The organism is Streptomyces sp. NPDC023157 (genome assembly GCF_055560575.1).
Window position 1 is genome coordinate 258,264 of sequence record NZ_JBVHIL010000010.1, and the last position, 23,200, is coordinate 281,463.

Sequence of the window (23,200 nt, forward strand, 5' to 3'; positions counted from 1 at the left end):
CGACGCCTGATGCTCCTCGACACCGCCAGCCTCTACTTCCGCGCGTACTTCGGCGTGCCGGACTCGGTCCGCGCGCCCGACGGGACGCCGGTCAACGCCGTGCGGGGGCTGCTCGACTTCATCACCCGGCTCGTCCAGGACCACCACCCGGACGATCTGGTGGCCTGCTGGGACGCGGACTGGCGGCCTCAGTGGCGGGTGGACCTCATCCCCTCGTACAAGGCGCACCGGGTGGCCGAGGTGACGGAGTCGGGGCCGGACGAGGAGGAGATCCCGGACACCCTGTCGCCGCAGGTGCCGGTGATCGAGGAGGTGCTCGCGGCGCTGGGCATCGCCCGGGTGGGCGCCGAGGGCTTCGAGGCCGACGACGTGATCGGCACGCTGACCGCGCGGGCCGAGGGCCCGGTGGACATCGTCACGGGCGACCGGGACCTGTTCCAGCTGGTCGACGACGGGCGCGGGGTGCGGGTGCTGTATCCGCGGAAGGGCGTCGGCGACTGCGACCTGGTGGACGACGGGCTGATCCTGACGAAGTACGGGGTGCGGGCCGGCCAGTACGCGGACTTCGCGGCGCTGCGCGGGGACGCGAGCGACGGGCTGCCCGGCGTGAAGGGCATCGGCGAGAAGACGGCGGCCCAGTTGATCACGGAGTACGGCGACCTGGCGGGCGTCCGGGCGGCGGCGGCCGACCGGACCTCGAAGCTGACCCCGGCGAAGCGGCGGGGCATCGTGGAGGCCGCGGAGTACCTGGACGTGGCGCCGACGGTGGTCCGGGTGGCGCAGGACGTCCCGCTGCCGGACTTCTCCCCCGCGCTGCCGTCCGCGCCGCGGGACCCGGCGGCGCTGGCCGCGCTGGTGGAGCGGTGGGGGCTGGGCGGGGCGGTGGGACGCCTGCTGCCCGTCCTGGAGGCGGGGCACTGAGGCAGGTCCCTGGAGCCGGTCGGACAGGGGTGCTAACTTAGGCAAACCTAAGTTTTTTTGACCGGGAACGGGGAGACCGTCGTGGCAGAACAGCCCGCGCGCAAGACACCGAAGGCTTACGAGGCCCAGGTGGTGCGCACCGAGCGGATCACTCCGCACATGGTGCGCCTGGTTCTCGGCGGCCCGGGGCTCGCCGCGTTCGAGCTCGGCGAGTACACCGACCACTACGTGAAGCTGCTCTTCGCGCCGGAGGGCGTGAGCTATCCCGAGCCGTTCGACATGGAGCGGATCCGCGCGGAGTTCCCGCGCGAGCAGTGGCCGACGACGCGGACCTACACGGTACGGGCCTGGGACCCGGTGCACAGCGAGCTGACCGTCGACTTCGTGGTCCACGGCGACGAGGGCCTGGCGGGCCCGTGGGCGGCGCGGGCGCAGGCCGGCGACACGGTGCGCTTCCTCGGCCCGGGCGGCGGCTACGCGCCGGACGAGGCCGCCGACTGGCACCTGTTCGTCGGCGACGAGAGCGCCCTCCCGGCCGTGGCGGTGGCCCTGGAGCGGCTGCCCGAGGGCTCGGTGGTGCACGCCTTCCTGGAGGTCTCGGACGCCTCGGAGGAGCAGAAGTTCACGACCGCGGCGGGCATCGAGGTCACCTGGCTGCACCGCGGCGACCGTCCCACCGGCGAGGCCCTGCTGGCGGCCGTCCGCGGCCTCGACTTCCCGGCCGGCGACGTCCACGCCTTCGTGCACGGCGAGGCCGGGTTCGTGAAGGACCTGCGCCGCCACCTCCGCATGGACCGCGCGGTCCCGCGCGAGCGTCTCTCGATCTCGGGCTACTGGCGCCTGGGCAAGACGGACGAGGCCTGGCGCGCGATCAAGCGGGACTGGAACGACCAGGTGGAGCGCGAACAGGAGAGCTGACGCGCACCGGACGACGACGCCGAAGGGGCGGGAGCCGAGAGCTCCCGCCCCTTCGGCGTACCCGGGCCCGCTCACGTGTCTGAGCCGAAGGCCCGTCCCGAGGCGTCGGTCTGGGCCATCCGGCGCAGGGCGGCGAACATCGCGTCCCCCAGCACCGTGCCGACGACCACGCTCTCGACCAGCTCCTCGCGGACCACGTTGCGCGCGACGTAGTCGATGTCGACGCGGGCCACCTGCTCCGCCGCGTCGGCGTAGGCGTCGAGGACCTCGGCGAAGGCGCCGTGCCCGACGCTCTCCAGGGCGGCGAGGGCGACGGCGAGGGCCTCGGCGGCGGGGCCTCCGGGGTAGGTGCGCCAGCCACGGCGGGCGATCAGGTCCGCGACCGCCTCGCGGGCGGCGTCCAGGTCGTCGCCGCCCTGTTCGCCCTCGTAGTGCGGCACCAGCCGCCCCGCGGCCTCGCCGAGCACCTTGTGCACGGGCCGCTCGGGGTCGTCTATCGCGGCGATGACCTCCCGGATGCCCGCGACCGACAGCCCGCCCACGTCCAGCAGCGCGCGGATCAGGCGGAGGCGCTGGACGTGCGCCTCCTCGTACGAGGCCTGGTTCGGGCTCGTGAGGCGCCCGGCGGGCAGCAGCCCTTCCCGTACGTAGTACTTGATGGTCGGCACGGACACTCCGGCCCTGCGACTCAACTCTCCTATGCGCACCGCGCGTTCACCTTTCCGATCGCACTCCGGCCTTGCACCCGGCACCACCATCATAGATAGTGGGGCTATCGGATAGTGGGAAGCGCCACTATCCATTCCGTCGCAACGGGGGAAATCCGCATGTCATCCACACCGGCACCGATACCCACCCCGACGTCAACACCGGCGTCGCTCTCGACCTCGACCTCGACCTCGACCTCGACACCGCAGCCGCGCACACTCCACCGGCCCCTGGTCTGGTTCGTCGCGTCGATGGGCGCCCTGGCGCTCGTATCCGTCGGCGGGCTCCTGTTCGACGACCGGGTTCTCCTCGGCGCCCCTATCTGGGCCAAGCCGTTCAAGTTCTCGGTCTCGTTCATCGCGTACGGGCTGACGCTCGCCTGGATGCTCTCCCTGCTGCCGGGCGCCCGAGCCCGGCGGGTCGGCTGGTGGGCGGGGACAGTCCTCACCGTCGCGAGCCTCATGGAGATGGTGCTCATCACCACGCAGGTCGTCCGCGGAAAGCAGAGCCACTTCAACAACGCGACGCCCTTCGACACCGCCCTCTTCCAGGCGATGGGCATGACGGTCGTCGTGCTCTGGCTGGCCGCGCTCGTCATCGCCGTCCTGCTGCTGCGCGCCCGGATCCTGGACCGGGCCACCGCCTGGGCGGTGCGGATCTCCTCGTTCGTCGCGCTCGCCGGCGCGGCCATCGGCTTCGTGATGGTCCGGCCGACCGCCGAGCAGCTCGCCGAGGAGAACCCGGCGACGCAGGGCGCGCACAGCGTCGGCGTCCCGGACGGCGGCCCCGGCATGCCGCTGACCGGCTGGTCCACCACCGGCGGGGACCTGCGCATAGCGCACTTCTTCGGCATGCACGCGCTGCAGCTGATCCCGCTGGTCCTGCTGGTGCTGTCCGCGCTCGCCCCGCGCTTCCTCCGGCTCGCCGACGACCGGCTCCGACTGCGCGTGGTGCTGGTGGCCTCGGTCGCGTACACGGCGACCTTCGCCCTGCTGACCTGGCAGGCGCTCCGCGGCCAGCCGCTCCTCTCCCCCGACGGCCCGACCCTCGCCGCGGCCGGCGCCATAGCGGCCTTCGCCCTGGCGGGCACCGCGCTGGCCCTCCGCACCCCGTCGTCGCCCGCCCCGCGCCAGGAGCTCGCGGCATGACCGGCTTCCTCTTCGAGCTGACCTTCGTGCTCACGGCACCGGTCTGGCTGCTCATGATCCTCGCGCCGGGCCGGCGGCTCACCGAGCGGGTGGCGGCCTCACCCCTGACCGTGCTGCCGGTACTCGCGGTCTACCTGGTCCTCGTCGCCCCCGTACTGCCCGAACTCTGGGCGGCGGTCAGCTCACCCGACCTCGACGTCTTCCGCGAGCTGACGGCGTCGGCGAACGGCGCGGGCGCGGTCTGGGCCCAGATCATCGCCTGGGACCTGCTGCTGGGCCAGTGGATGTACCGCGAGGGCCGCCGCCTGCGCCTCTCCCCCTTCCTGATGAGCCCCCTCCTCGTCCTCACGATCCTGCTCTCACCGATCGCCTTGCTCCTGTTCCTGCCGATCCGAGCCACCATGCTTCACAAGCACCCCCAGGAACGGCAGGTCTGACACCCCATGAACCCCATGCACCCCACCGACTCCGAAGGACATCGGCCTGCAGACCGAGGCGGTACTGCTCGGCGGTGACCCCTGGGACACCGCCGCCGCCTTGCACTTCCAGGTGAACGGCCGCGCCGCGGGCAACGGTTCGCTCATGCGGGCCGCCACCCCGGCCGTGCACTTCGCCTCCGCCGGACGCGCCGCCACCATGGCCGCGGCCGGCCCGATTGGCCGCCTGACGTCCTCGGCGGCGGGGCGGCCCCGGTAGGGCAGGCCCCGCAAGCCGCCGGCGCGAAGCCGCCCCGCCCCAGACTCCACCGGCCCCGGCCGGACCCCCTACCGCGCCCGCACCGTCCCCAGCACCTCCCGGTCCGGCTGCAAGGTCAGACCGGGGACGGGGTGTATCTCGCCGGGGTCGAGGTCGACGCGGAAGCGGCGGGCCAGGACGGCGAGGACGAGGACGGCCTCGACCATCGCGAAGCGGGTGCCGAGGCAGACGCGGGGGCCGCCGCCGAAGGGGTACCAGGCGTACTCGGGTATCTCCTCCGCCGCCTCGCCCTCCGCCGGGTCCAGCCAGCGCTCGGGGCGGAACTCCAGCGGGTCCCCGTACCAGCGGGCGTCGCGGTGGGTGGCCCACTGGCTGCTCCACACGCGGGTGCCGGCGGGGACGGGGGCGCCGCCCAGCACGGCGCCCTCCTTGGCGATGCCGGTGAGCAGCCAGATGGTGGGGAAGAGGCGCAACGTCTCCTTGACCACGGCCTGGGCGTAGGCGAGTTCGGCGTAGTCGTCGAAGCCGGGGTCCCGGTCGCCGAGGACGCGGTCGAGCTCGGCGGCGAGCGCCTCGGAGACCCGGGGGTTGCGGGAGAGCAGGTACCAGGCCCAGACGAGGGTGGAGCTGGTGGTCTCGTGGCCGCCGATGTAGAGCGTGACGGTCTCGTCGCGGATCTCCCGGTCGGAGAGGTGGGCGCCGGTCTCGTCCCGGGCGGCGAGCAGGCGGCTGAGGAGGTCGGGCCGCTCGGTGTCGCCGTCGCGGTGGCGGGCGACGACCCGGGAGACCTCGGCGTCGATGACGGCCGTGGCCCGCTTGATCCTGGCCCTGCCCGGGGTCGGCACCCAGTCGGGCAGGAGGGCGCCGATGCCGCTGAACTCGGCGCCGATCTCCTGCTGGGCGATGTCCATGGCGCGGCCGATGGCTTCGGCGTCGGCCGCCGTGTCGACGCCGAAGATGGTGCGGACGGCGATGAGCTGGGTGAGGGCGGCCATCTCCTTCTTGATGTCCACCCGCTGTCCGTCGCTCCACCGCCCGGCGAGGTCGACGGCGCACTCGGCCATGGTGGCGGCGTAGGACTTGACCTGGCGGGGCCGGACGGAGGGCTGTACGAGCGAGCGCTTGCGCCTCCAGTCGGCGCCCTTGGCGACCACGACCCCGTCGCCGAGCAGGGTGCGGAAGGCGATGCCGAGGTCGGGCTGGTCGAAGGTCCGCTCGACCTCGGTGAGGAGTTCGCCGATGGTCTCGGGGTGCGCGATGAACAGGGCGGGGGTGTTCCCGAAGCGCCAGCGGACGAAGTCCCCGCGCTCACGCAGCCGTTCGAAGAAGGCGAGCGGGTCCTTGCCGAACTCCGGCAGGTTCCCCAGCAGGGGCACGCCGCGCGGCCCTGGCACTGTCTTCCGCCCGTCCGCCGTCGTGGCGACGGCGGACGAACCGGCTTGCGTGGTCACGTGCGTGTCCTTCCGCAGGAGTTGGTGATGGTGTGCCCCACGTACTCGTTCTTCCGTACGAGTTCATGGAAGCGGAAGGAACACCCCTTCGCCACCCCTGTGGAAAACCCTTGTCAGTTCACCGTCAGCCCACCGAGCTGTAGGCCACGACTCCCCTCAGCAGCGAATCGACCGCCTTGCGGGCGTTCTTCGCGACCGTGCTGTTCTCCCGCGGCGCGGCGGCCGCGATCTGGCCCAGGACGTCGATGACCTGCTTGCACCAGCGGACGAAGTCGCCCGCCGGCATCTCGGCCTCGCGCAGCACCTCGTCCAGGCCCTTGTCGGAGGCCCACTGGAAGGCCGCCCAGGCGAAGCCGAGGTCCGGCTCGCGCTGGCCGACGCCCTCGGCCTGGTGCAGCTTGAACTCCTCCTCCAGCGAGTCGAGCCGCCCCCAGATCCGCACCATCTCGCCGAGCGCCGCCTTGGCCTTGCCCGCCGGCAGCTTCGGCGCGACGGCGTCGTCGGCCTGCCGGGCCTCGAAGACGAGGGCGGAGACGCACGCGGCGAGTTCGGCCGGGCTGAGGCCCTCCCAGACTCCCTCGCGCAGGCACTCGCTGGCGAGCAGGTCGAGCTCGCCGTACAGCCGGGCGAGCCGCTTCCCGTCGGCGGTGACGTCGTCGTCGCGCAGGTAGTCGAGCTCGGTGAGGAGCGCCACGATCCGGTCGAAGGTGCGGGCGATGGTGTTGGTGCGGCCCTCGATGCGCCGCTCCAGCTGCTGGGTGTCGCGCTGCAGCCGGTGGAAGCGCTCGGCCCAGCGGGCGTGATCCTCGCGCTCGTCGCAGCCGTGGCACGGGTGGGCCCGGATCTCGGTGCGCAGCCGGGCGATCTCGCGGTCGTCCGCGGCGGCCGCGCGCTTCTTCTGGTGCCGCTCCGGGTTGACGTGCCCGGCCTTGGTGCGAAGCGCCGAGGCGAGGTCGCGACGGGACTGCGGGGACCGCGGGTTGAAGGAGCGCGGGATCCGCATCCGGTCCAGCGCCTCCACCGGCACCGGGAAGTCGATCGAGGCGAGCCGCTTGACCTGCCGCTCGGCGGTGAGCACCAGCGGGCGCGGCCCGTCGTGGTTCTCGAAGCCGCGGTGCCCGTTGGTCCGCCCGGCCGGGAGGCCCGGGTCGAGGACGAGGGCGAGTCCGGCGAACTTGCCGGTCGGGACGTGGATCACGTCGCCGGGCTTGAGCCGCTCCAGGGAGGCGGCGGCCTCCGCGCGGCGCTGGTTGGCGCCCTGTCGGGCCAGGTCCGTCTCACGGTCCTTGAGGTCGCGGCGCAGCCGCGCGTACTCCTCGAAGTCGCCGAGGTGGCAGGTCATGCCCTCGCGGTAGCCCTCCAGGCCCTCCTCGTTCTTCTGGACCTGCTTGGAGATCCCGACGACCGAGCGGTCGGCCTGGAACTGCGCGAAGGAGGTCTCCAGGAGCTCGCGGGAGCGGTGCCGGCCGAACTGGTCGACCAGGTTGACCGCCATGTTGTACGAGGGCTTGAAGCTGGAGCGCAGCGGGTACGTGCGGGTGCCGGCGAGTCCGGCCAGGTGGCCCGGGTCGAGGCCGCGCTGCCACAGGACGACGGCGTGGCCCTCGACGTCGATGCCCCGGCGGCCGGCGCGGCCGGTGAGCTGGGTGTACTCGCCGGGGGTGATGTCGGCGTGCTGCTCGCCGTTCCACTTGACCAGCTTCTCCAGGACCACGGAGCGGGCCGGCATGTTGATGCCGAGGGCCAGGGTCTCGGTGGCGAAGACGGCCTTGACGAGGCCGCGGACGAAGAGCTCCTCGACGACCTCCTTGAAGGTGGGGAGCATGCCCGCGTGGTGTGCGGCGATGCCGCGCTCCAGCGCTTCCAGCCACTCGTAGTAGCCGAGGACGTGGAGGTCCTCGTTCGGGATGGAGGCGGTGCGCTCCTCGACGATCTCGCGGACGCGGCGGCGCCCGTCCTCGTCGTTGAGCCGCAGGCCCGCGTAGAGGCACTGCTGGACGGCGGCCTCGCAGCCGGCCCGGCTGAAGATGAAGGTGATGGCGGGCAGCAGGCCCTCGGCGTCGAGCCGCTCGATGACCTCGGGCCGGCCGGGGGTCCAGATCCGGGAGCGCTGGCGCCGCTCGCGCTCGCGGTCGGCCTCGCGGACCATCTTGCCGCGGCGCCGGTCGCGCGGGTTGTACGTGCGCGAGTTCTCGGTGCGGGCGAGGCGCAGCAGGTCGGGGTTGACCTCGCGGCGGGAGGCGCCGCGGCCGCCGTGGTCGGTCTCCTCCTCGAAGAGGTCGTACATCCGCCGGCCGGCCAGGACGTGCTGCCACAGCGGCACCGGGCGGCTCTCGGAGACGATCACCTGGGTGTCGCCGCGGACGGTGTCGAGCCAGTCGCCGAACTCCTCGGCGTTGGAGACGGTCGCGGAGAGCGAGACCAGGGTGACGGACTCGGGGAGGTGGATGATCACTTCCTCCCAGACGGCGCCTCGGAAGCGGTCGGAGAGGTAGTGCACCTCGTCCATGACCACGTAGCCGAGGCCGGAGAGCGCCTGGGACCCCGCGTAGAGCATGTTGCGGAGGACCTCGGTGGTCATGACGACGATCGGGGCGTCGCCGTTGACACTGTTGTCGCCGGTGAGCAGGCCCACCTTGTCGTTGCCGTACCGCTTGACGAGGTCGGCGTACTTCTGGTTCGAGAGCGCCTTGATGGGCGTCGTGTAGAAGCACTTGCGCCCCTGGAGGAGCGCGAGGTGGACGGCGAACTCGCCGACGATGGTCTTGCCCGAGCCCGTGGGAGCGGCGACGAGCACGCCCTTGCCCGCTTCGAGGGCCTTGCACGCCTCGATCTGGAAGGGGTCCAGACCGAACTCGTACATCTCGCGGAAGGGGGCCAGCGCGGTGGCCTGCTCGGCGTTGCGGGCGCGGGCGGCTGCGTACGCTTCGGCTGGTGTGAAGTCCTCTGTCATCTTGTCGTCGAGCCTACCCGCCACCTCCGACAGTGACGCGATCTTTATCGACGGGCTTGGGGCCCAGGGGCTTCGGATCGAAGGCCGTCCGGCCGCGGGGCCAGCACCTTGAGCGCGCCGGGGACGCACCGCGCGGTCAGCGGCAGCGGGCCGAGGGGCTCCCCGTCGGCGTATCCGGTGGTGTCCGGAGCGTCGAGGGTGACGGAGCGGACCCGGTGGACGGTGACCTTGGGGTGGTCGAGGTGGGTGCCCTGGTAGACCCGGGGGAAGACCTTGATCAGCTCGGCCCGGCCGCAGTCCCCGACGACGGTGACGTCGAGCAGTCCGTCGTCCATGACGGCGTCGGCGCAGATCCGCATCCCGCCCCCGTAGGAGGTGCCGTTGCCGACGGCGACCAGGGTGGCCTCGGTCTCCAGCGCCGTGCCGTCGTCGAGGACGAGCCGGTACGGGACGGGCCGGAAGGTGGCGAGTTCGGCGAGGATCGCGAGGTCGTAGGTGAAGCGTCCGGCGGGCAGCCACATCCGGTTGCCCCGGTCGTTGACCCGGGAGTCGAAGCCGGAGGCGAGGACGGTCCCGAACCAGCGCCCGTCGCCCTCCGCGCGGGTGCCGGGCGCCCCTCCGCCGACCCGGCCGAGGTCGAGCGGGCGCCCTCCGGTGGCGGTGAGCGCCTCGGCGGCGACCCGGCCGGCCGCGGCGGGGTCGCGCAGGGGCAGTCCGAGGCTTCGGGCGAAGTCGTTGCCGGTGCCCTCGGCGATCACGCCGAGCGGGGTGCCGGTGCCGGCGACGGCCTGGAGGGCGAGGGAGACCATGCCGTCGCCGCCGACGGCGACGAGGGCCCCGGTGCCGGCCTCGACGGCCTCGCGGGCGCGCCGCAGGGCGTCGTCGGCGTCGTGGCCGAGGACGGTGCGGACGGAGAAGCCGGCGTCCCGGAACGCGCGCGCGGCCGGCCGCGCGGCGTGCGCGCCCCGGCCGCGTCCCGCGGTGGGATTGACGAAGAGCGTGATCTCGCTGGTCATGGAAGGTCCCCCCGGACGGAGTCTGGGGGGACCCTACAAGCTCAGGTGATGTCGTCGTAACCGTTCATCCGCTGCGACCTGGCCCCGTCCGACTCGCCGGTGGCCTGCTCGGGCAGGGTCCGGGCGGAGTGGACGGTCTCGGGCCCGCCGACGGGCTCGGGGGTGAGGTCGAGCTCCGAGGCCTCGTCGTCGTCGAGCGCGGCGTCGGGGTTGTTGCGCACCCGGCGCTTGTCGTTGAGCAGCGAGAAGCCGACGGCCGCCAGGTACAGGATCGTGATCGGTCCGGCGAGGGCCAGCATGCCGACCGGGTCGGTGGTCGGGGTGATGACGGCGCCGAAGATGAAGACACCCATGATCACGCCGCGCCACCAGCGGGCCATCCGGCGGCCGCTGAGGACGCCGGTGAGGTTGAGCATCACCAGGACCAGCGGGAGCTCGAAGGCGAGGCCGAAGACCAGCACCATGCGCAGCGTGAAGTCGAGGACGTCGTTCAGCCCGAGGATGTTGGCGGAGCCCTCCGGCGTGAGGCTGATCAGCACCTTCACGCTCACGGGAAGGATGAGGTACGCGAGGTAGGCGCCGGCCCCGAAGAGCGGGACGGCGGCACCCACGAAGGCGTACGTGTACTTCTTCTCGTTCTTGTGCAGTCCCGGCGCGATGAAGGCCCAGAGCTGGTAGAGCCAGACGGGGCTCGCGACGACGAGACCCGCCGTGAGGGAGAGCTGGATCGTCGTGCTGAACGGCGCCATCAACGTGTTGAAGGAGACGATCGCGCAGTTTCCGCCACTACTGGTGACGCCTGTGGCGCACGTGGGCACCGACTTCGTCAGGAACTGCATCAGGTCCTCGCTGTACACGAGGGCCACGACGGTGACCGCGGCGATGGCCAGGAGGCCCTTCGCGAGGCGGTTGCGAAGTTCACGCAGGTGCTCCACGAGGGGCATCCGGCCCTCGGGATCCTTCTCCTGCTTGCGGGCAGACTTGAGCAACCCACGTCCTCATCTCGTGCGGCAGCCGTCGCTCTAGTGCGACGGCCGCGGCGGACCGGGTCAGCGCTTGGTGGTGTCCGTGGGCTCGGTCACGGGACGCGAGCTGGTCACGTCGCCGGGCGCGGCCTGGATGGTGCGGGGCGCGGGCTGCGGGTCCTGGGCGCCGGCGTGGGGAGGGTCGGCGGGGGCGCTCTGCTGGTCGTCGGACTTCATGGCCTTGGCCTCGCTCTTGAGGATGCGGGCCGACTTGCCCAGCGAACGGGCCATGTCCGGGAGCTTCTTGGCACCGAACAGCAGGATGACGACGACGAGGATGAGAATGATCTCGGTGGGGCCGAGCCTACCCATAGCTGTTTACCTTCTTCACCGAGGCGACATTGGAGTGCGTGCCCGGCGGGTCGGACATGCGTCCGGCCACCGCGCTGCAAGCGATCGTAACCCGCAGGAGTAAACGGGCGGCAATGCCTGTGCATACTCACGATTTCCTCCCGCGGACCCGGTCCGTGGAAGCTCTCCGCAGCGTACGGCACGGATTCAGCGCAGCGTCTCGCCGGTCTTCGCCAGATCGAGGGCGGCCCGTTCGAGCTCCTCGGCGGCCTGGTTGACGCGCTGTGTGGTGTGGGCCACTTGACGGCCGAGGCGCTGGGCCTCCAGGAAGACCTTGATGCCGAGGACACCGAGGACGGCGATGCCGAGGAAGCCGAGGGCGATGGCGAGCATGGGCCAGAACATGTGCCGAGCCTAGACGCCCCGCCGCCCAGGGACGTCAGCCGGTGGTGTGCAGCCGGAGGGTGTTCACGCCGCCGCCGGTGAGGAGTTCGATGATCCGCTCACCGGCCGGCTTGCGGACGGAGCTGCCGCACTCGGGGCAGGTGAAGGAGTAGAAGGTGGTGCGGCGGCTCGCGCCGATGGCGAGCCGCAGGGCGCCCGCGGAGAGTTCGAAGCGGGAACGGCACTCGGGGCAGGCCGCCTTGAAGTGGACGGGGGCGACCGACGCCGCAAGGCCGGACATCGTGGACATCGCAGACATTTCCCTCAACTCTCCCCACTGCGGTACGTGTGTGCGTCTCACTGGGAACAGCGCCCGGTCCCCCCGGAACGTCACGTCCCCCTGCTCTCAGCCCTCGTACGCGGCCAGTGCGGCGGTCGCCGCCTCCCGTGCGCTGTCCGCGAGCTCCTGCGGGGCGACGATCCGCCCGTCGCTGCCGAGCCGCAGCGCCAGCCGGCGCAGCGAGGCCGGGTCCGGCGTCCGCAGGGTGACCCGCAGACCGCCGTCGGGCAGCTCGTCCGCCCGGTCGTGCGGGTAGTACTCGGCGACCCAGCGGCCCCCGGCACCGACCTCGACCACGACCTCGGGATCCTCGGCGGACGGCTGCACGAGCCCCTCCGACAGGTCCCGCAGCTCGATCTCCGGCGGCGCCGCGTGCTCGTCGAGGATCCGGATCTCGGCGACCCGGTCGAGGCGGAAGGTGCGGCGCGCCTCGGAGAGGCGGCACCACGCCTCCATGTACGTGTGGCCGACGGCGAAGAGCCGGATCGGGTCCACCTCGCGCTCGGTGAGTTCGTCACGGGCCGGCGAGTAGTAGCGCAGCCACAGACGGCGGCGCTCGGAGATCGCCCGGTCCACCTCGGCGAAGACCCCGCCCTCGGACTCGAAGGTCACCGAGAGCCGGGAGCTGGCGCCGGCCACCTCGCCGGCGGCCGCCTCCAGCTTGGCCGTGGCGCGCAGCAGCGCCTCACGGTCGCCCTCGCGCAGACCGGGCAGGGTGGCCACGGCCCGCGCGGCGACCAGCAGGGCGGTCGCCTCGTCGGCGGCCAGCCGCAGCGGCGCCGCGACGTCGTCGGGGTTGTGCCACCAGATCCGGTCGCCGTCGGTGTCGATGTCGAGCAGGTCGCCGCCGCGGAAGCTGGTCCCGCACATCGGCAGGACGTCGAGGTCGGAGATCAGCTCGTCCTCGGTGATCCCGAAGGCGCGGGCCACGTCGGCGACGTGCGCGCCGGGCCGCTCGCGGAGATAGGTGACGAGGGAGAGCATCCGCCTCGTCTGGTCGATCGCGTTCGCCGCCATGGTTCCTTCCCCCTCAGCCCTTGGCCACGGCGCGCAGCCGCTCCACCACGTCGGCCCGCAGATCGGCGGGCTCCAGCACGACCACGTCGGGGCCGAACTCCACGAGCCAGGCGTCGAGGCCGTGCCCGTACGGGATCTCCAGCTCGTCCCAGCCGTCCGGTCCCTCCTGCACGGACTGGGCGCGGGACCGCAGCGGGTAGCCCGCCCCGGCCCGCAGCCGGATCCGGGCCGAGCGGGTGGCGGTCTCCCCCGCCCAGCTCTCGACGGTCTCCCGGACGGTGACGACATCGGGCACCGGCGCGGTGAAGGCGCCGGCCCGGGAGCGGACCTTGCCGGTGATACGGGAGAGGCGGAAGACCCGCTCGGCGCCGCGGTCGCGGTCCCAGCCGGCCAGGTACCAGTGGCCGCGCCAGCACTCCAGGGTCCACGGCTCGACGTGCCGGGTCCCGGGGCGGGCGGCGTTGGCCTTGTGATAATCGAAGACGACCGGGCGCCGGTCGCGGCAGGCCAGCATCAGCGGCTCGAAGGCGGCCTCGTGCACCGGGATGCGCGGCTCCAGGGCGCTGGCCTGGGAGTCGTACGAGTCCTCCGCCTCCGGCATGCCGGCGGCGCGCAGCTTCTGCAGGGCGCCGCTCGCGGCCCCGGCGAGGCGGGCCTGCTGCCAGACCTTGGCGGCCAGTCCGAGGGCGGCGGCCTCCTCGGCGTCGAGGGTGATCGCCGGCAGCCGGTTGGAGTCGCGGCGGGCCAGGTAGCCGGTGTCGCCGTCCAGGTTCTCGACGGTCTCGATGACCAGGCCGAGCTCGCGCAGGTCGTCCTTGTCCCGCTCGAACATGCGGTTGAAGGCGTCCTCGGCCGTGGCCTCCATGTACGCCTCGATGGAGCCCCGGAGCTCCCGCTTGCTCAGCGGGCGGCGGGTTCCGAGCAGGCACAGCGCTAGATTCATCAGCCGCTCGGCCTTGGCAATCGCCATCGACGCCCCGCACCTCTTCTGCCGGATCCACTTCTCGGACGTCCGACCGTACCGCCCCGGGGTGTCCGGACAAAAGCCGAGGGCCCCCGCCGTGGAGGCGGGGGCCCTGGGGTCGACCCGGTGTCCGGGTCAGCGCTTCGCCACGCCCACGAGGTCGCACACGAAGATCAGCGTCTCGCCGGGGCCGATCTTGCCGCCGGCGCCGCGCTCGCCGTAGGCGAGGTGCGCGGGGATGACCAGCTGGCGACGGCCGCCGACCTTCATGCCCTGGACGCCCTTGTCCCAGCCCTCGATGACCTGGCGGACACCGAGCTGGAAGTCCAGCGGCGCGCCACGGTTCCAGGAGGCGTCGAACTCCTCGCCGGAGTCGAAGGACACACCCACGTAGTGGACCTTGACGAAGTCGCCGGCCTCGGCGAGCTCACCGTCGCCCTCCCAGATGTCCTTGATCTCCAGGTCGGCCGGCGGCTCGCCGCCCGGGAAGTCGACCTCGGGCTTCTCGATGCTCACTGCAGTGCTCCTCATACAAACCGTGAACCGCGCGGACGACGGTCCGCGCGAACAGGACAGTCTTACATCTTCGCCAGGATGTCGACGGCGAACACCAGGGTGGAGTTCTTCGGGATGCCCTGCTTCTCCTGGTCGCCGAAGGCCTCGGACGGCGGGGCCACGATCAGGACCCGGCTGCCGACCTTCTTGCCCGCGATGCCGTCCTTCAGCCCCTTCAGGGTGAGGTTGGCCAGCGGGAAGTTGGCGGGCTTGCCCGTGGTGTACGTCGAGTCGAAGACCTTGCCGTCCTTCCACAGGGCGGCGACGTAGTTCACGACGACCGTGTCGGTGGCCGCGACGACCTCGCCCTTGGACTCCAGGACGTAGTTGGAGACCAGCTTGGTCGGCGGGGCGACCTTGGGAACGGTCAGCGAGGGCTGCTTGCCGTCGGTGTTGGTACCGACCTGCGGCAGGTTCTTGTCGTCCTGGGCGACCGGGGTGCCCTCGGCGGACTTCGGGATGGTGACGGCCTTCAGGATGTCGACCACGAAGACCAGGGTGGCGTTGGGCTTGATGTCGCCCTGGCCCTGCGGGCCGTAACCGAGCTCCGGCGGGATGCCGATCTCGATGCGGCTGCCGACCTTCTGGCCCTCCAGACCCTGCTCCCAGCCCTTGATGACCTGGCCGGCGCCCAGCGTCACGTCGAAGGGCTGCTTGCGGTCGAAGCTGTTGTCGAAGGGGGTGCTCTCGTCCCACTCCTGGCCCAGGTAGTTCACCTGGAGCGCGTCGCCCTTCTTCGTGACCGCGCCCTTGCCCTCGCTGATGACGTTGACCTTGAGGGCCTTCGGCGGGTCGCCCACGCCCTTGGCGAGGGTCGGCTTCTCCCCGAACTTCTCGCCCGCGGTGATGGCGGGGAGACCGTTCTTCATCGAACCGGAATCGGAGCCCTGGTCGTCACTGCCGCAGGCCGCTGTGGAGAGCAGCAGCAGCGGGACGACGAGCAGGCCGGCAAGTCGGCGCACTAGTTCCTCAGATCTCAGACGGCACAGTAGTTGTCCCGACACTCTAGGGGACCGCCCTGTGATGCCGTCGGCCCCGCACGTGAAACGTGCGGGGCCGACGGACACGTCAGGATCCTTGCTACATACCGGCGATCAGCTTTTCCACCCGGTCGTCGACCGAACGGAACGGGTCCTTGCACAACACGGTGCGCTGGGCCTGGTCGTTGAGCTTCAGGTGCACCCAGTCGACCGTGAAGTCCCGGCGCTGTTCCTGGGCGCGGCGGATGAAGTCGCCGCGCAACCGGGCCCTGGTGGTCTGCGGGGGCACCGACTTGCCCTCGAAGATCTTGACGTCGTTGCAGATCCGGGCCGCCTGGCCGTTCTTCTGGAGCAGGTAGTACAGCCCGCGGCGGCGGTGGATGTCGTGGTACGCGAGGTCTATCTGGGCGACCCGCGGGTGCGACATGGTCATGTTGTGCTTGGCCCGGTAGCGCTCGATGAGCCGGTACTTCATGACCCAGTCGATCTCGGTCTCGATGCGGTCGAGCTGCTCCTGCTCGATCGCGTCGAGCGTCCGGCCCCAGAGCTCCAGGACCTGGGCGACGACGCCGCTGCGGATGCCCCGGCGGTCGACGAAGTCGGCGGCCTTCTCGTAGTACTCCCGCTGGACCTCCAGGGCGGAGGCCTCCCGGCCGCTGGCGAGGCGCACCTTGCGCTGGCCGGTGATGTCGTGGCTGACCTCGCGGATGGCCCGGATCGGGTTCTCCAGGGTCAGGTCGCGCATCACGGTGCCCGCCTCGATCATGCGCAGCACGAGGTCGGTGGCGCCGACCTTGAGGAGCATGGTCGTCTCGGACATGTTGGAGTCGCCGACGATGACGTGGAGCCTGCGGTAGCGCTCGGCGTCCGCGTGCGGTTCGTCGCGGGTGTTGATGATGGGGCGCGAGCGGGTGGTGGCGGAGCTGACGCCCTCCCAGATGTGCTCGGCCCGCTGGGAGACGCAGTAGACGGCGCCGCGCGGAGTCTGCAGCACCTTTCCGGCGCCGCAGATCAGCTGGCGGGTGACGAGGAACGGAATGAGGATGTCCGCGAGCCGGGAGAACTCTCCGTGCCGGGCGACCAGATAGTTCTCATGGCAGCCGTACGAGTTTCCCGCAGAGTCGGTGTTGTTCTTGAAGAGATAGACGTCGCCCGCGATTCCCTCCTCGTGCAGGCGGCGTTCCGCGTCGACGAGGAGTCCTTCGAGAATGCGCTCGCCTGCCTTGTCGTGCGTGACCAGTTCGACCACGTTGTCGCATTCGGGAGTTGCGTATTCCGGATGCGAACCCACGTCCAGGTACAGGCGGGCGCCGTTCCGCAGGAAGACATTGCTGCTGCGGCCCCATGACACGACACGGCGGAAGAGGTAGCGCGCCACTTCGTCAGGAGACAGTCGGCGCTGTCCCCTGAACGTGCACGTGACGCCGTACTCGTTCTCCAGCCCGAAAATGCGGCGGTCCATGTCTGAACATTACGCCTGATGGCCTGTGCTGAAACCGGGTTCGACGACCCCGTTTCGATCATTTTCCGATGAGCGCGTGTTGTTTTCGGCCCGTACGGCGTCGGGGCCGGTGTTCCCGGCGCCCCCGCTGACGGCGTGTCGCACCCGCGGCGCGGGCGGGTCGCCGCCGAGGACGCGGCCGGTGGCGGCGAGGACCAGGAAGGCGACGAAGCCGCCGACGCCGGCCACGGCGAATCCGGCCGGGGTCCCGGCGAGTTCGACGACGGGTCCGGAGACGGCCGAGCCGAGGGCCGCGCCGACGCCGAAGGTGGTGACGAGCCAGGAGAAGGCCTCGGTGACCGTGCCGGCGGGCGCGTGGCGGTCCACCACGAGGAAGGCGCAGGCGAGGGCGGGGGCCAGGAAGACGCCGGAGAGGGCGGCCAGGGCGGTCATGGCGGGCGGGCCGGGCACCAGCATCAGCGGCAGGTAGCCGAGGGCCAGCAGCAGCACCAGGACCCGCAGCCGCCGCTCGGGGGCGCCGGCCCACTGGCGGGCGCCGTAGAACACGCCGCCGATCAGGGCGCCGAGGCCGAGGGCGGCCATGAGCCAGCCGTAGACGGCCTCGTTGCCGCGGTCGTCCGCGTAGGCGACGCCCGCGACCGTGATGGAGCCGAGGGCGAGCCCGACGAAGAAGAACGAGGCGAGGAGCGCGAGCAGCCCCCGCGAGCGCAGCGCGCCGAGCCAGTGCGCCTCGCGGGGGGCGGAGCGCCAGCTGCGGGAGGGCTCGGAGAGGACCACCGACAGGGCGCCGAGCACGCCGAGCAGGTTGATGACGACCAAGGCGGCGGCGGGCGACCAGAGGGAGACCAGGAGGGTCAGCAGCAGCGGCCCGACGGTGAACATGACCTCCTGGGCCACGGCGTCCAGGGCGTACGCCCGGTGGACCCGGTCCTCGCGGCCGAGGACGCTCGGCCACAGGGCCCGCAGGCCGCCCTCCAGGGGCGGTGTGAAGAGTCCGGCGACCAGGACGGCGGCGAAGGCCAGGAGGAGGTTGCCGATGCCGGTGACGGCCAGGGCCGCCATGCCGAGGGCGGATATCAGGGCGGCCGGGAGCTGGACGCGGGGCTGCCCCTTGAGGTCGACGGCGCGGCCGAGCAGCGGCTGGCCGACGGCGGTGGCGAGGCCGTACGCGGCGATGAGGCCGCCGGCCAGGCTGTAGCTGCCGCCCTCGGCGCGCGTGAACACGGTGATGGCGATCGGTCCGGTGCCGTTGGGGAGCCGGCCGACCAGGGTGCCGGCCAGCAGTCGGACCGCGTGCGGTGCCTTCAGGATGTCGAGATAGCCGCCGTTCGCCCCGGCCTCGGTGGCCATGTCGTCTCCCCTCCCTGGGCCGCAGCCCCAGGTTTTACGTATAACGTGTCGGGTCATACGTACCATGACCGCAGCGCGCCGGTCCACCCCGCGTGCCGGACCACCAGCCGCCGCGGAGGCACGAGTGCACAGCCCGGAACCCTTCAGCGGGAGCCGCCCCACCAGCCGCGACGTCGCCAGGGCGGCCGGGGTCTCCCAGGCCACCGTCTCCCTCGTGCTCGGCGACAAATGGCGCGGCCGGGTCTCCGAGCGCACCGCGGGCGCCGTCCGCGAGGCCGCCGCCGCGCTCGGCTACCGCCCCAACCTCGCCGCCCGCAACCTGCGCCTCGGCAGCACCAGGACGGCCCTCCTGGTCGTGCCGGCCCTCACCAACGAGTTCTTCGCCCGGGTCTACACCGGCGCGGCGACCGTCGCGGCCCGGCACGGCTTCGGCGTGGTGCTCTACCCCTCCCCCGACGGCGTCGGCCCCGCGAAGGACCCCTTCGCCTCCGCCAGGGCCGCCCTGGACGGCGTCATCGCGTCCTCCATGGCCACCGACGCCCTCAAGGCCTTCCGGGGCACCGACCTGCCGCTGGTGATGCTCGACAGCGACCCCTCCGACACCGGCGCCACGGCCCACGTGAACCTGGACGTCGCCGACGGCATGCGCCAGGTCACCGGCCACCTGCTGGCCCTCGGCCACCGCAGCTTCCTGCACCTGGCCTCGGCCGTGTCGTCCTGGACCTTCGACGTCCGCGCCGCCGCCCTCGCCGAGGCCCTGAGCGGGGTGACGGTACGGACGGTCCGCGCCCCGCTCGACGTCCAGGGCGCCCGTGAGGCCGCCCAGCGGGCCCTCTCGGGGCCGGGGCCCCGGCCCACCGCCCTCGTGTGCGACGACGACATCCTGGCGGCCGGAGCCTGCAAGGCGGCCCGGCGGCTCGGGCTGCGGGTGCCCGAGGACCTCTCCGTGACCGGTTTCGACGACCTGGCCCTGGCCACCGCCGTCGAACCCGAGCTCACCACCGTGCGGCTGCCCGCCGAGCGCATCGGCGAACGGGGCATGGCCGCGCTGCTGGCCGTCCTGGACGGCCGCGAGCCGGAACACGGCGACCTGCCCGTCAGCCTGGCCACCCGGGCCTCCTCCGGCCCCGCACCGGCCCGCTGAACCGCGCCCCCGGCACGCGGAGGGCCCCGGAACCGTAGACGGTCCCGGGGCCCTCCGCGTGTCCGGCGGAACTACTCCTCGCCGCCCTCGGCGGTGTCGGCGGCTTCGTCGACCTCGTCGGACGGGTCGTCCGTCTTCGCGACCGCCGCGTCGTCCGCGCCGAGCAGACGCACCAGCTGCCGGCCGACGATCCGCTTGAACTTGCGCTGCTGCGGGCGCGTCCGGTCCAGGACGGCGACCTCCAGGCGCTCCGCGGGGATCTCCCGCTCGGTGCCGTTGGTGTCCCGGGAGAGCGCCTGCACAGCCAGCTTGAGCGCCTCGGCGAGGGACATCCCGTCGCGGTGCCGCTGGTCCAGGAAGGAGCTGATCTGCTCCGCGTTGCCGCCGACCGCGACCGAGCCGTGCTCGTCCACGATCGATCCGTCGTGCGGCAGCCGGTAGATCTGGTCGCCCTCGGGCTCCGCGCCGACCTCGGCGACCACCAGCTCCACCTCGTAGGGCTTCTCGCCCGCGCTGGAGAAGATGGTGCCCAGGGTCTGGGCGTAGACGTTGGCCAGACCGCGGGCCGTCACGTCGTCGCGGTCGTAGGTGTAGCCGCGCAGGTCCGCGTAGCGCACACCGCCGATCCGCAGGTTCTCGTACTCGTTGTACTTGCCGGCGGCGGCGAAGCCGATCCGGTCGTAGATCTCGCTGAACTTGTGCAGCGCGCGGGACGGGTTCTCGCCGACGAAGACGATGCCGTCGGCATACTGGAGGACGACCAGGCTGCGGCCCCGGGCGATGCCCTTGCGGGCGTACTCGGCCCGGTCGGCCATGGCCTGCTGGGGTGAGACATAGAACGGCGTGGACACCGGCTATCCGTCCCTTTCTTCTGGGCTTCTACAGGGAGGCGACGCGTGGTCAGAGCAGGGCGGCACGCGGCCCGTCGGGCTGCTGGAGACGCCGCTCGGTGATCGACCGGGCCAGCTCGGAGGACTCCGCCTCGGTGAGCCTGCGGAAGCCCTCGTCGGTGATGACGGTGACGATCGGGAAGATCCTGCGGGCCAGGTCGGGCCCGCCGGTCGCCGAATCGTCGTCCGCCGCGTCGTACAGCGCCTGGACGACGAGCGTGGTGGCCTGCTGCTCGGTCAGGTCCTCCCGGTAGAGCTTCTTCATCGACCCGCGCGCGAAGATCGAGCCCGAGCCGGTGGCGGCGTACCCGTGCTCCTCGGAGCGGCCGCCGGTGACGTCGTAGGAGAAGATCCGGCCCTTCTCCTTGCCCTCGTCCCAGCCGGCGAAGAGCGGGACGACGGCGAGGCCCTGCATGGCCATGCCGAGGTTGCCGCGGATCATCGTGGACAGGCGGTTGGCCTTGCCCTCCAGGGAGAGGGTCGCGCCCTCCACCTTCTCGAAGTGCTCCAGCTCCAGCTGGAACAGCTTCACCATCTCCACCGCGAGACCCGCCGTGCCGGCGATGCCGACCGCGGAGTACTCGTCGGCCGGGAACACCTTCTCGATGTCCCGCTGCGCGATCATGTTCCCCATCGTCGCCCGCCGGTCGCCGGCGAGCACCACGCCGCCGGGGAAGGTGGCGGCGACGATGGTCGTGCCGTGGGGCGCCTCGACGATCCCCTCGGGGAGCCTGCGGTTGCCCGGGAGCAGCTCCGGCGAGTGGTCGGCGAGGAAGTCGAGGAACGAGGACGAGCCCGGCGTCAGGAAGGCCGCCGGCAGACGCCCGATACCACGAGAGTTGGCTTCCACGCGTTTCCTTCCGTGGGGACGACGGCCCGCCGTGGGACGCGCGGGCCGATCTTGCTTGCTGTGCACGGACCTTACCCGTGCCCGTGCCTGTCATCCGTCCCCGGGCCCACGGCTTTTCCGGGGCTCCGGGGACGGAGGCGACAGGCTCGCCGGAGCGGCTACTCGCCGCCCTTCTGCACGAAGGACCGCACGAAGTCCTCGGCGTTCTCCTCCAGCACGTCGTCGATTTCGTCGAGGACGGAATCCACGTCGTCGGAGAGCTTCTCCTGGCGTTCCTTGAGGTCGGAGCTCGCCTCCGTGGTGGTCTCCTCGACCTCCTCGGTGGAACGCGTCGCCTTCTGCTGTCCGCCGCCGGTGTCCTTGGTCGCCATAAACCTCACCCCGCTCGAATCGGCCCGCTCGTTCGGATCCCTACAAGATCAGACCCTACAAGCCGGGACTGACATCGGCCCCGCAGTTTCTACAACGTCCGGGCACTGCTCCCATGATTCCCAGTCCCCGGGCATTTCAGCCGCGCCCGGGGAATCCGGAAATCGCGCCGCGCTTTCTCAGCCGCCGGACAGGACGCGGACCAGTTCCTCCGCCGTGCGGCAGCGGTCCAGGAGGTCCTTCACGTGCTCCCGGGTACCCCGCAGGGGTTCCAGGGTCGGAACCCGCTGGAGCGAGTCGCGCCCGGGCAGGTCGAAGATGACCGAGTCCCAGGAGGCGGCGGCCACGTCGTCCGCGTACTGCTCCAGGCAGCGGCCGCGGAAATAGGCCCTGGTGTCCTCGGGAGGGCTCGTCTCCGCCCGTTCCACCGTGGGCTCGTCCATCAGGCGCTTCATGCGCCCACGGGCCACCAGGCGGTTGTACAGGCCCTTCTCGGGGCGCACGTCGGCGTACTGGAGGTCGACCAGGTGCAGCCGGGCGGCGTCCCAGTCCAGGCCGTCACGGCGCCGGTAGCCCTCCATGAGCTCCCGCTTGGCGATCCAGTCCAGCTCGCCGGCCAGGCTCATCGGATCGTTCTCCAGCCGGTTGAGCGTGTCCTCCCAGCGGGCCAGGACGTCCTTGGTCTGCTCGTCGGCGTCCGCCCCGTACCGCTCGTCCACGTACTTGCGCGCCAGCTCGAAGTACTCCATCTGAAGCTGGACCGCGGTGAGTGTCCGGCCGCTGCGGAGCGTGACGAGGTACTGGAGCGTCGGGTCGTGGGAGACCTGGTGGAGGGTGCGCACGGGCTGGTCGACGGCGAGGTCGACGGTGATGAAGGAGTCCTCGATCATGGAGAGGACCAGGGCCGTCGTGCCCAGCTTCAGATAGGTCGAGATCTCGGAGAGGTTGGCGTCGCCGATGATCACGTGGAGGCGGCGGTACCGCTCCGCGTCGGCGTGCGGCTCGTCGCGGGTGTTGATGATCGGGCGCTTGAGGGTGGTCTCCAGGCCGACCTCGACCTCGAAGTAGTCCGCCCGCTGGCTGATCTGGAAGCCGTGCTCCCGGCCGTCCTGGCCGATGCCGACCCGGCCGGCGCCGGTGACGACCTGGCGGGAGACGAAGAAGGGCGTCAGGTGGCGCACGATGTCCGAGAAGGGGGTCTCCCGCTTCATCAGGTAGTTCTCGTGCGTGCCGTAGGACGCGCCCTTGTTGTCGGTGTTGTTCTTGTAGAGGTGGATGGGCTGGGCACCGGGGAGCTGGGCGGCCCGCACGGCGGCCTCGGCCATGATCCGCTCGCCAGCCTTGTCCCACAGGACCGCGTCGCGGGGGTTGGTGACCTCGGGCGAGCTGTACTCGGGGTGGGCGTGGTCCACGTAGAGCCGCGCCCCGTTGGTCAGGATGACGTTGGCGAGGCCGATGTCCTCGTCGGTGAGCTGGCTGGAGTCGGCGGCCTCGCGGGCGAGGTCGAAGCCGCGGGCGTCCCGCAGCGGGTTCTCCTCCTCGAAGTCCCAGCGGGCGCGGCGCGCCCGGTGCATCGCCGCCGCGTAGGCGTTGACGATCTGGGACGAGGTGAGCATGGCATTGGCGTTGGGGTGCCCGGGGACGGAGATCCCGTACTCCGTCTCGATGCCCATTACTCGCCGTACGGTCATGCGGCCCTCCTTGCCCGGCGCCGCTCCCCGCATCATGCGTGTCGCGGCGGTACCCACGAGCCTAGAGCGGCCTCGCG

At 71.7% G+C, this 23,200-nt stretch carries 23 protein-coding genes and 1 pseudogene; 6 read left to right on the forward strand and 18 right to left on the reverse strand.

The window, feature by feature from the left end; genetic code table 11:
• Nucleotides 1–9: 9 nt before the first annotated feature.
• Nucleotides 10–921: a 5'-3' exonuclease gene (locus ACZ3ZE_RS31960; RefSeq protein WP_361170239.1), complete on the forward strand. Its 912-nt coding sequence runs from the start codon at nucleotides 10–12 to the stop codon at nucleotides 919–921.
• Nucleotides 922–1,002: 81 nt separating this feature from the next.
• Entirely contained in the window at nucleotides 1,003–1,839 is an 837-nt protein-coding gene (locus ACZ3ZE_RS31965; protein WP_361169718.1) for a siderophore-interacting protein, read from the forward strand.
• A gap of 71 nt (nucleotides 1,840–1,910) precedes the next feature.
• Here ACZ3ZE_RS31965 and ACZ3ZE_RS31970 read toward each other — a convergent pair whose 3' ends face one another.
• Entirely contained in the window at nucleotides 1,911–2,546 is a 636-nt protein-coding gene (locus ACZ3ZE_RS31970) for a MerR family transcriptional regulator (RefSeq protein ID WP_363291380.1), read from the reverse strand.
• Between the two features lie 252 nt (nucleotides 2,547–2,798).
• Here ACZ3ZE_RS31970 and ACZ3ZE_RS31975 point away from each other — a divergent pair, with 252 nt between their 5' ends.
• The 3 genes and pseudogenes from ACZ3ZE_RS31975 to ACZ3ZE_RS31985 all read left to right on the forward strand — a co-directional run.
• Nucleotides 2,799–3,695 carry a hypothetical protein gene (locus ACZ3ZE_RS31975; protein WP_467261691.1) on the forward strand — a complete coding sequence of 299 codons (897 nt, stop codon included), beginning with the start codon at nucleotides 2,799–2,801 and terminating at the stop codon, nucleotides 3,693–3,695.
• Nucleotides 3,692–4,132 (forward strand): ABA4-like family protein, encoded by a 441-nt coding sequence (locus tag ACZ3ZE_RS31980; RefSeq protein ID WP_361169723.1) that lies wholly within the window; start codon nucleotides 3,692–3,694, stop codon nucleotides 4,130–4,132. Before ACZ3ZE_RS31975 ends, ACZ3ZE_RS31980 begins: the two co-directional genes overlap by 4 nt.
• Before the next feature lie 31 nt (nucleotides 4,133–4,163).
• Nucleotides 4,164–4,364, forward strand: a pseudogene (locus tag ACZ3ZE_RS31985) (ADP-ribosylglycohydrolase family protein); the annotation flags it as partial.
• A gap of 95 nt (nucleotides 4,365–4,459) precedes the next feature.
• Here the strand turns inward: ACZ3ZE_RS31985 and ACZ3ZE_RS31990 are convergent.
• The 13 genes from ACZ3ZE_RS31990 to ACZ3ZE_RS32050 all read right to left on the reverse strand — a co-directional run bounded on the left by ACZ3ZE_RS31990 (nucleotide 4,460) and on the right by ACZ3ZE_RS32050 (nucleotide 18,179).
• Entirely contained in the window at nucleotides 4,460–5,842 is a 1,383-nt protein-coding gene (locus ACZ3ZE_RS31990) for a cytochrome P450 (protein ID WP_467261614.1), read from the reverse strand.
• 124 nt (nucleotides 5,843–5,966) lie between these two features.
• On the reverse strand, nucleotides 5,967–8,795 hold the full coding sequence (locus tag ACZ3ZE_RS31995; protein WP_361169726.1) for a DEAD/DEAH box helicase: 2,829 nt from the start codon (nucleotides 8,793–8,795) through the stop codon (nucleotides 5,967–5,969).
• 44 nt (nucleotides 8,796–8,839) lie between these two features.
• Nucleotides 8,840–9,811: a diacylglycerol kinase gene (locus ACZ3ZE_RS32000; protein ID WP_467261616.1), complete on the reverse strand. Its 972-nt coding sequence runs from the start codon at nucleotides 9,809–9,811 to the stop codon at nucleotides 8,840–8,842.
• A 41-nt stretch (nucleotides 9,812–9,852) separates the two neighbouring features.
• A complete protein-coding gene (gene tatC, locus ACZ3ZE_RS32005; RefSeq protein ID WP_442305841.1) occupies nucleotides 9,853–10,755 on the reverse strand; it encodes a twin-arginine translocase subunit TatC in 903 nt (300 codons plus the stop codon).
• 105 nt (nucleotides 10,756–10,860) lie between these two features.
• Nucleotides 10,861–11,148: a Sec-independent protein translocase subunit TatA gene (gene tatA, locus ACZ3ZE_RS32010; RefSeq protein ID WP_361169735.1), complete on the reverse strand. Its 288-nt coding sequence runs from the start codon at nucleotides 11,146–11,148 to the stop codon at nucleotides 10,861–10,863.
• 186 nt (nucleotides 11,149–11,334) lie between these two features.
• A complete protein-coding gene (locus ACZ3ZE_RS32015; protein WP_361169738.1) occupies nucleotides 11,335–11,532 on the reverse strand; it encodes a hypothetical protein in 198 nt (65 codons plus the stop codon).
• Between the two features lie 34 nt (nucleotides 11,533–11,566).
• Nucleotides 11,567–11,830 carry a CpXC domain-containing protein gene (locus tag ACZ3ZE_RS32020; RefSeq protein ID WP_361169741.1) on the reverse strand — a complete coding sequence of 88 codons (264 nt, stop codon included), beginning with the start codon at nucleotides 11,828–11,830 and terminating at the stop codon, nucleotides 11,567–11,569.
• A gap of 87 nt (nucleotides 11,831–11,917) precedes the next feature.
• Nucleotides 11,918–12,868, reverse strand: a complete 951-nt coding sequence (locus ACZ3ZE_RS32025) for a helix-turn-helix transcriptional regulator (protein ID WP_361169744.1) — start codon at nucleotides 12,866–12,868, stop codon at nucleotides 11,918–11,920.
• A 13-nt stretch (nucleotides 12,869–12,881) separates the two neighbouring features.
• On the reverse strand, nucleotides 12,882–13,838 hold the full coding sequence (locus ACZ3ZE_RS32030) for a helix-turn-helix transcriptional regulator (protein WP_361169747.1): 957 nt from the start codon (nucleotides 13,836–13,838) through the stop codon (nucleotides 12,882–12,884).
• Between the two features lie 129 nt (nucleotides 13,839–13,967).
• Complete coding sequence (locus tag ACZ3ZE_RS32035; protein ID WP_361169750.1) at nucleotides 13,968–14,348, reverse strand: FKBP-type peptidyl-prolyl cis-trans isomerase; 381 nt, start codon at nucleotides 14,346–14,348, stop codon at nucleotides 13,968–13,970.
• 62 nt (nucleotides 14,349–14,410) lie between these two features.
• Nucleotides 14,411–15,349 (reverse strand): FKBP-type peptidyl-prolyl cis-trans isomerase, encoded by a 939-nt coding sequence (locus tag ACZ3ZE_RS32040; RefSeq protein ID WP_361169753.1) that lies wholly within the window; start codon nucleotides 15,347–15,349, stop codon nucleotides 14,411–14,413.
• 118 nt (nucleotides 15,350–15,467) lie between these two features.
• Complete coding sequence (gene pafA, locus ACZ3ZE_RS32045) at nucleotides 15,468–16,829, reverse strand: Pup--protein ligase (RefSeq protein ID WP_361169756.1); 1,362 nt, start codon at nucleotides 16,827–16,829, stop codon at nucleotides 15,468–15,470.
• A 9-nt stretch (nucleotides 16,830–16,838) separates the two neighbouring features.
• On the reverse strand, nucleotides 16,839–18,179 hold the full coding sequence (locus ACZ3ZE_RS32050) for an MFS transporter (protein ID WP_361169759.1): 1,341 nt from the start codon (nucleotides 18,177–18,179) through the stop codon (nucleotides 16,839–16,841).
• 64 nt (nucleotides 18,180–18,243) lie between these two features.
• Here ACZ3ZE_RS32050 and ACZ3ZE_RS32055 point away from each other — a divergent pair, with 64 nt between their 5' ends.
• A complete protein-coding gene (locus ACZ3ZE_RS32055; protein WP_442305830.1) occupies nucleotides 18,244–19,323 on the forward strand; it encodes a LacI family DNA-binding transcriptional regulator in 1,080 nt (359 codons plus the stop codon).
• Nucleotides 19,324–19,394: 71 nt separating this feature from the next.
• Here ACZ3ZE_RS32055 and prcA read toward each other — a convergent pair whose 3' ends face one another.
• The 4 genes from prcA to dop all read right to left on the reverse strand — a co-directional run bounded on the left by prcA (nucleotide 19,395) and on the right by dop (nucleotide 23,123).
• Nucleotides 19,395–20,174 carry a proteasome subunit alpha gene (gene prcA / locus ACZ3ZE_RS32060; RefSeq protein WP_361169765.1) on the reverse strand — a complete coding sequence of 260 codons (780 nt, stop codon included), beginning with the start codon at nucleotides 20,172–20,174 and terminating at the stop codon, nucleotides 19,395–19,397.
• Nucleotides 20,175–20,223: 49 nt separating this feature from the next.
• A complete protein-coding gene (prcB, locus tag ACZ3ZE_RS32065; protein WP_361169768.1) occupies nucleotides 20,224–21,063 on the reverse strand; it encodes a proteasome subunit beta in 840 nt (279 codons plus the stop codon).
• A gap of 158 nt (nucleotides 21,064–21,221) precedes the next feature.
• A complete protein-coding gene (locus tag ACZ3ZE_RS32070; protein WP_015032443.1) occupies nucleotides 21,222–21,434 on the reverse strand; it encodes a ubiquitin-like protein Pup in 213 nt (70 codons plus the stop codon).
• Between the two features lie 177 nt (nucleotides 21,435–21,611).
• Nucleotides 21,612–23,123, reverse strand: a complete 1,512-nt coding sequence (gene dop / locus ACZ3ZE_RS32075; RefSeq protein ID WP_361169774.1) for a depupylase/deamidase Dop — start codon at nucleotides 23,121–23,123, stop codon at nucleotides 21,612–21,614.
• Nucleotides 23,124–23,200 lie beyond the last annotated feature (77 nt).

Coding starts and splice junctions, on each gene's coding strand:
- ACZ3ZE_RS31975 (WP_467261691.1), top strand. CDS start 2,799: ATGGGCGCCCTGGCGCTCGTATCCGTCGGCGGGCTCCTGTTCGACGAC.
- ACZ3ZE_RS32030 (WP_361169747.1), bottom strand. CDS start 13,838: ATGGCGATTGCCAAGGCCGAGCGGCTGATGAATCTAGCGCTGTGCCTG.
- ACZ3ZE_RS31995 (WP_361169726.1), bottom strand. CDS start 8,795: ATGACAGAGGACTTCACACCAGCCGAAGCGTACGCAGCCGCCCGCGCC.
- ACZ3ZE_RS32015 (WP_361169738.1), bottom strand. CDS start 11,532: ATGTTCTGGCCCATGCTCGCCATCGCCCTCGGCTTCCTCGGCATCGCC.
- ACZ3ZE_RS32000 (WP_467261616.1), bottom strand. CDS start 9,811: ATGACCAGCGAGATCACGCTCTTCGTCAATCCCACCGCGGGACGCGGC.
- tatA (WP_361169735.1), bottom strand. CDS start 11,148: ATGGGTAGGCTCGGCCCCACCGAGATCATTCTCATCCTCGTCGTCGTC.
- ACZ3ZE_RS31980 (WP_361169723.1), top strand. CDS start 3,692: ATGACCGGCTTCCTCTTCGAGCTGACCTTCGTGCTCACGGCACCGGTC.
- ACZ3ZE_RS32020 (WP_361169741.1), bottom strand. CDS start 11,830: ATGTCTGCGATGTCCACGATGTCCGGCCTTGCGGCGTCGGTCGCCCCC.
- ACZ3ZE_RS31960 (WP_361170239.1), top strand. CDS start 10: ATGCTCCTCGACACCGCCAGCCTCTACTTCCGCGCGTACTTCGGCGTG.
- pafA (WP_361169756.1), bottom strand. CDS start 16,829: ATGGACCGCCGCATTTTCGGGCTGGAGAACGAGTACGGCGTCACGTGC.
- ACZ3ZE_RS32070 (WP_015032443.1), bottom strand. CDS start 21,434: ATGGCGACCAAGGACACCGGCGGCGGACAGCAGAAGGCGACGCGTTCC.
- ACZ3ZE_RS32055 (WP_442305830.1), top strand. CDS start 18,244: ATGACCGCAGCGCGCCGGTCCACCCCGCGTGCCGGACCACCAGCCGCC.
- ACZ3ZE_RS32025 (WP_361169744.1), bottom strand. CDS start 12,868: ATGGCGGCGAACGCGATCGACCAGACGAGGCGGATGCTCTCCCTCGTC.
- ACZ3ZE_RS32050 (WP_361169759.1), bottom strand. CDS start 18,179: ATGGCCACCGAGGCCGGGGCGAACGGCGGCTATCTCGACATCCTGAAG.
- tatC (WP_442305841.1), bottom strand. CDS start 10,755: ATGCCCCTCGTGGAGCACCTGCGTGAACTTCGCAACCGCCTCGCGAAG.
- dop (WP_361169774.1), bottom strand. CDS start 23,123: ATGACCGTACGGCGAGTAATGGGCATCGAGACGGAGTACGGGATCTCC.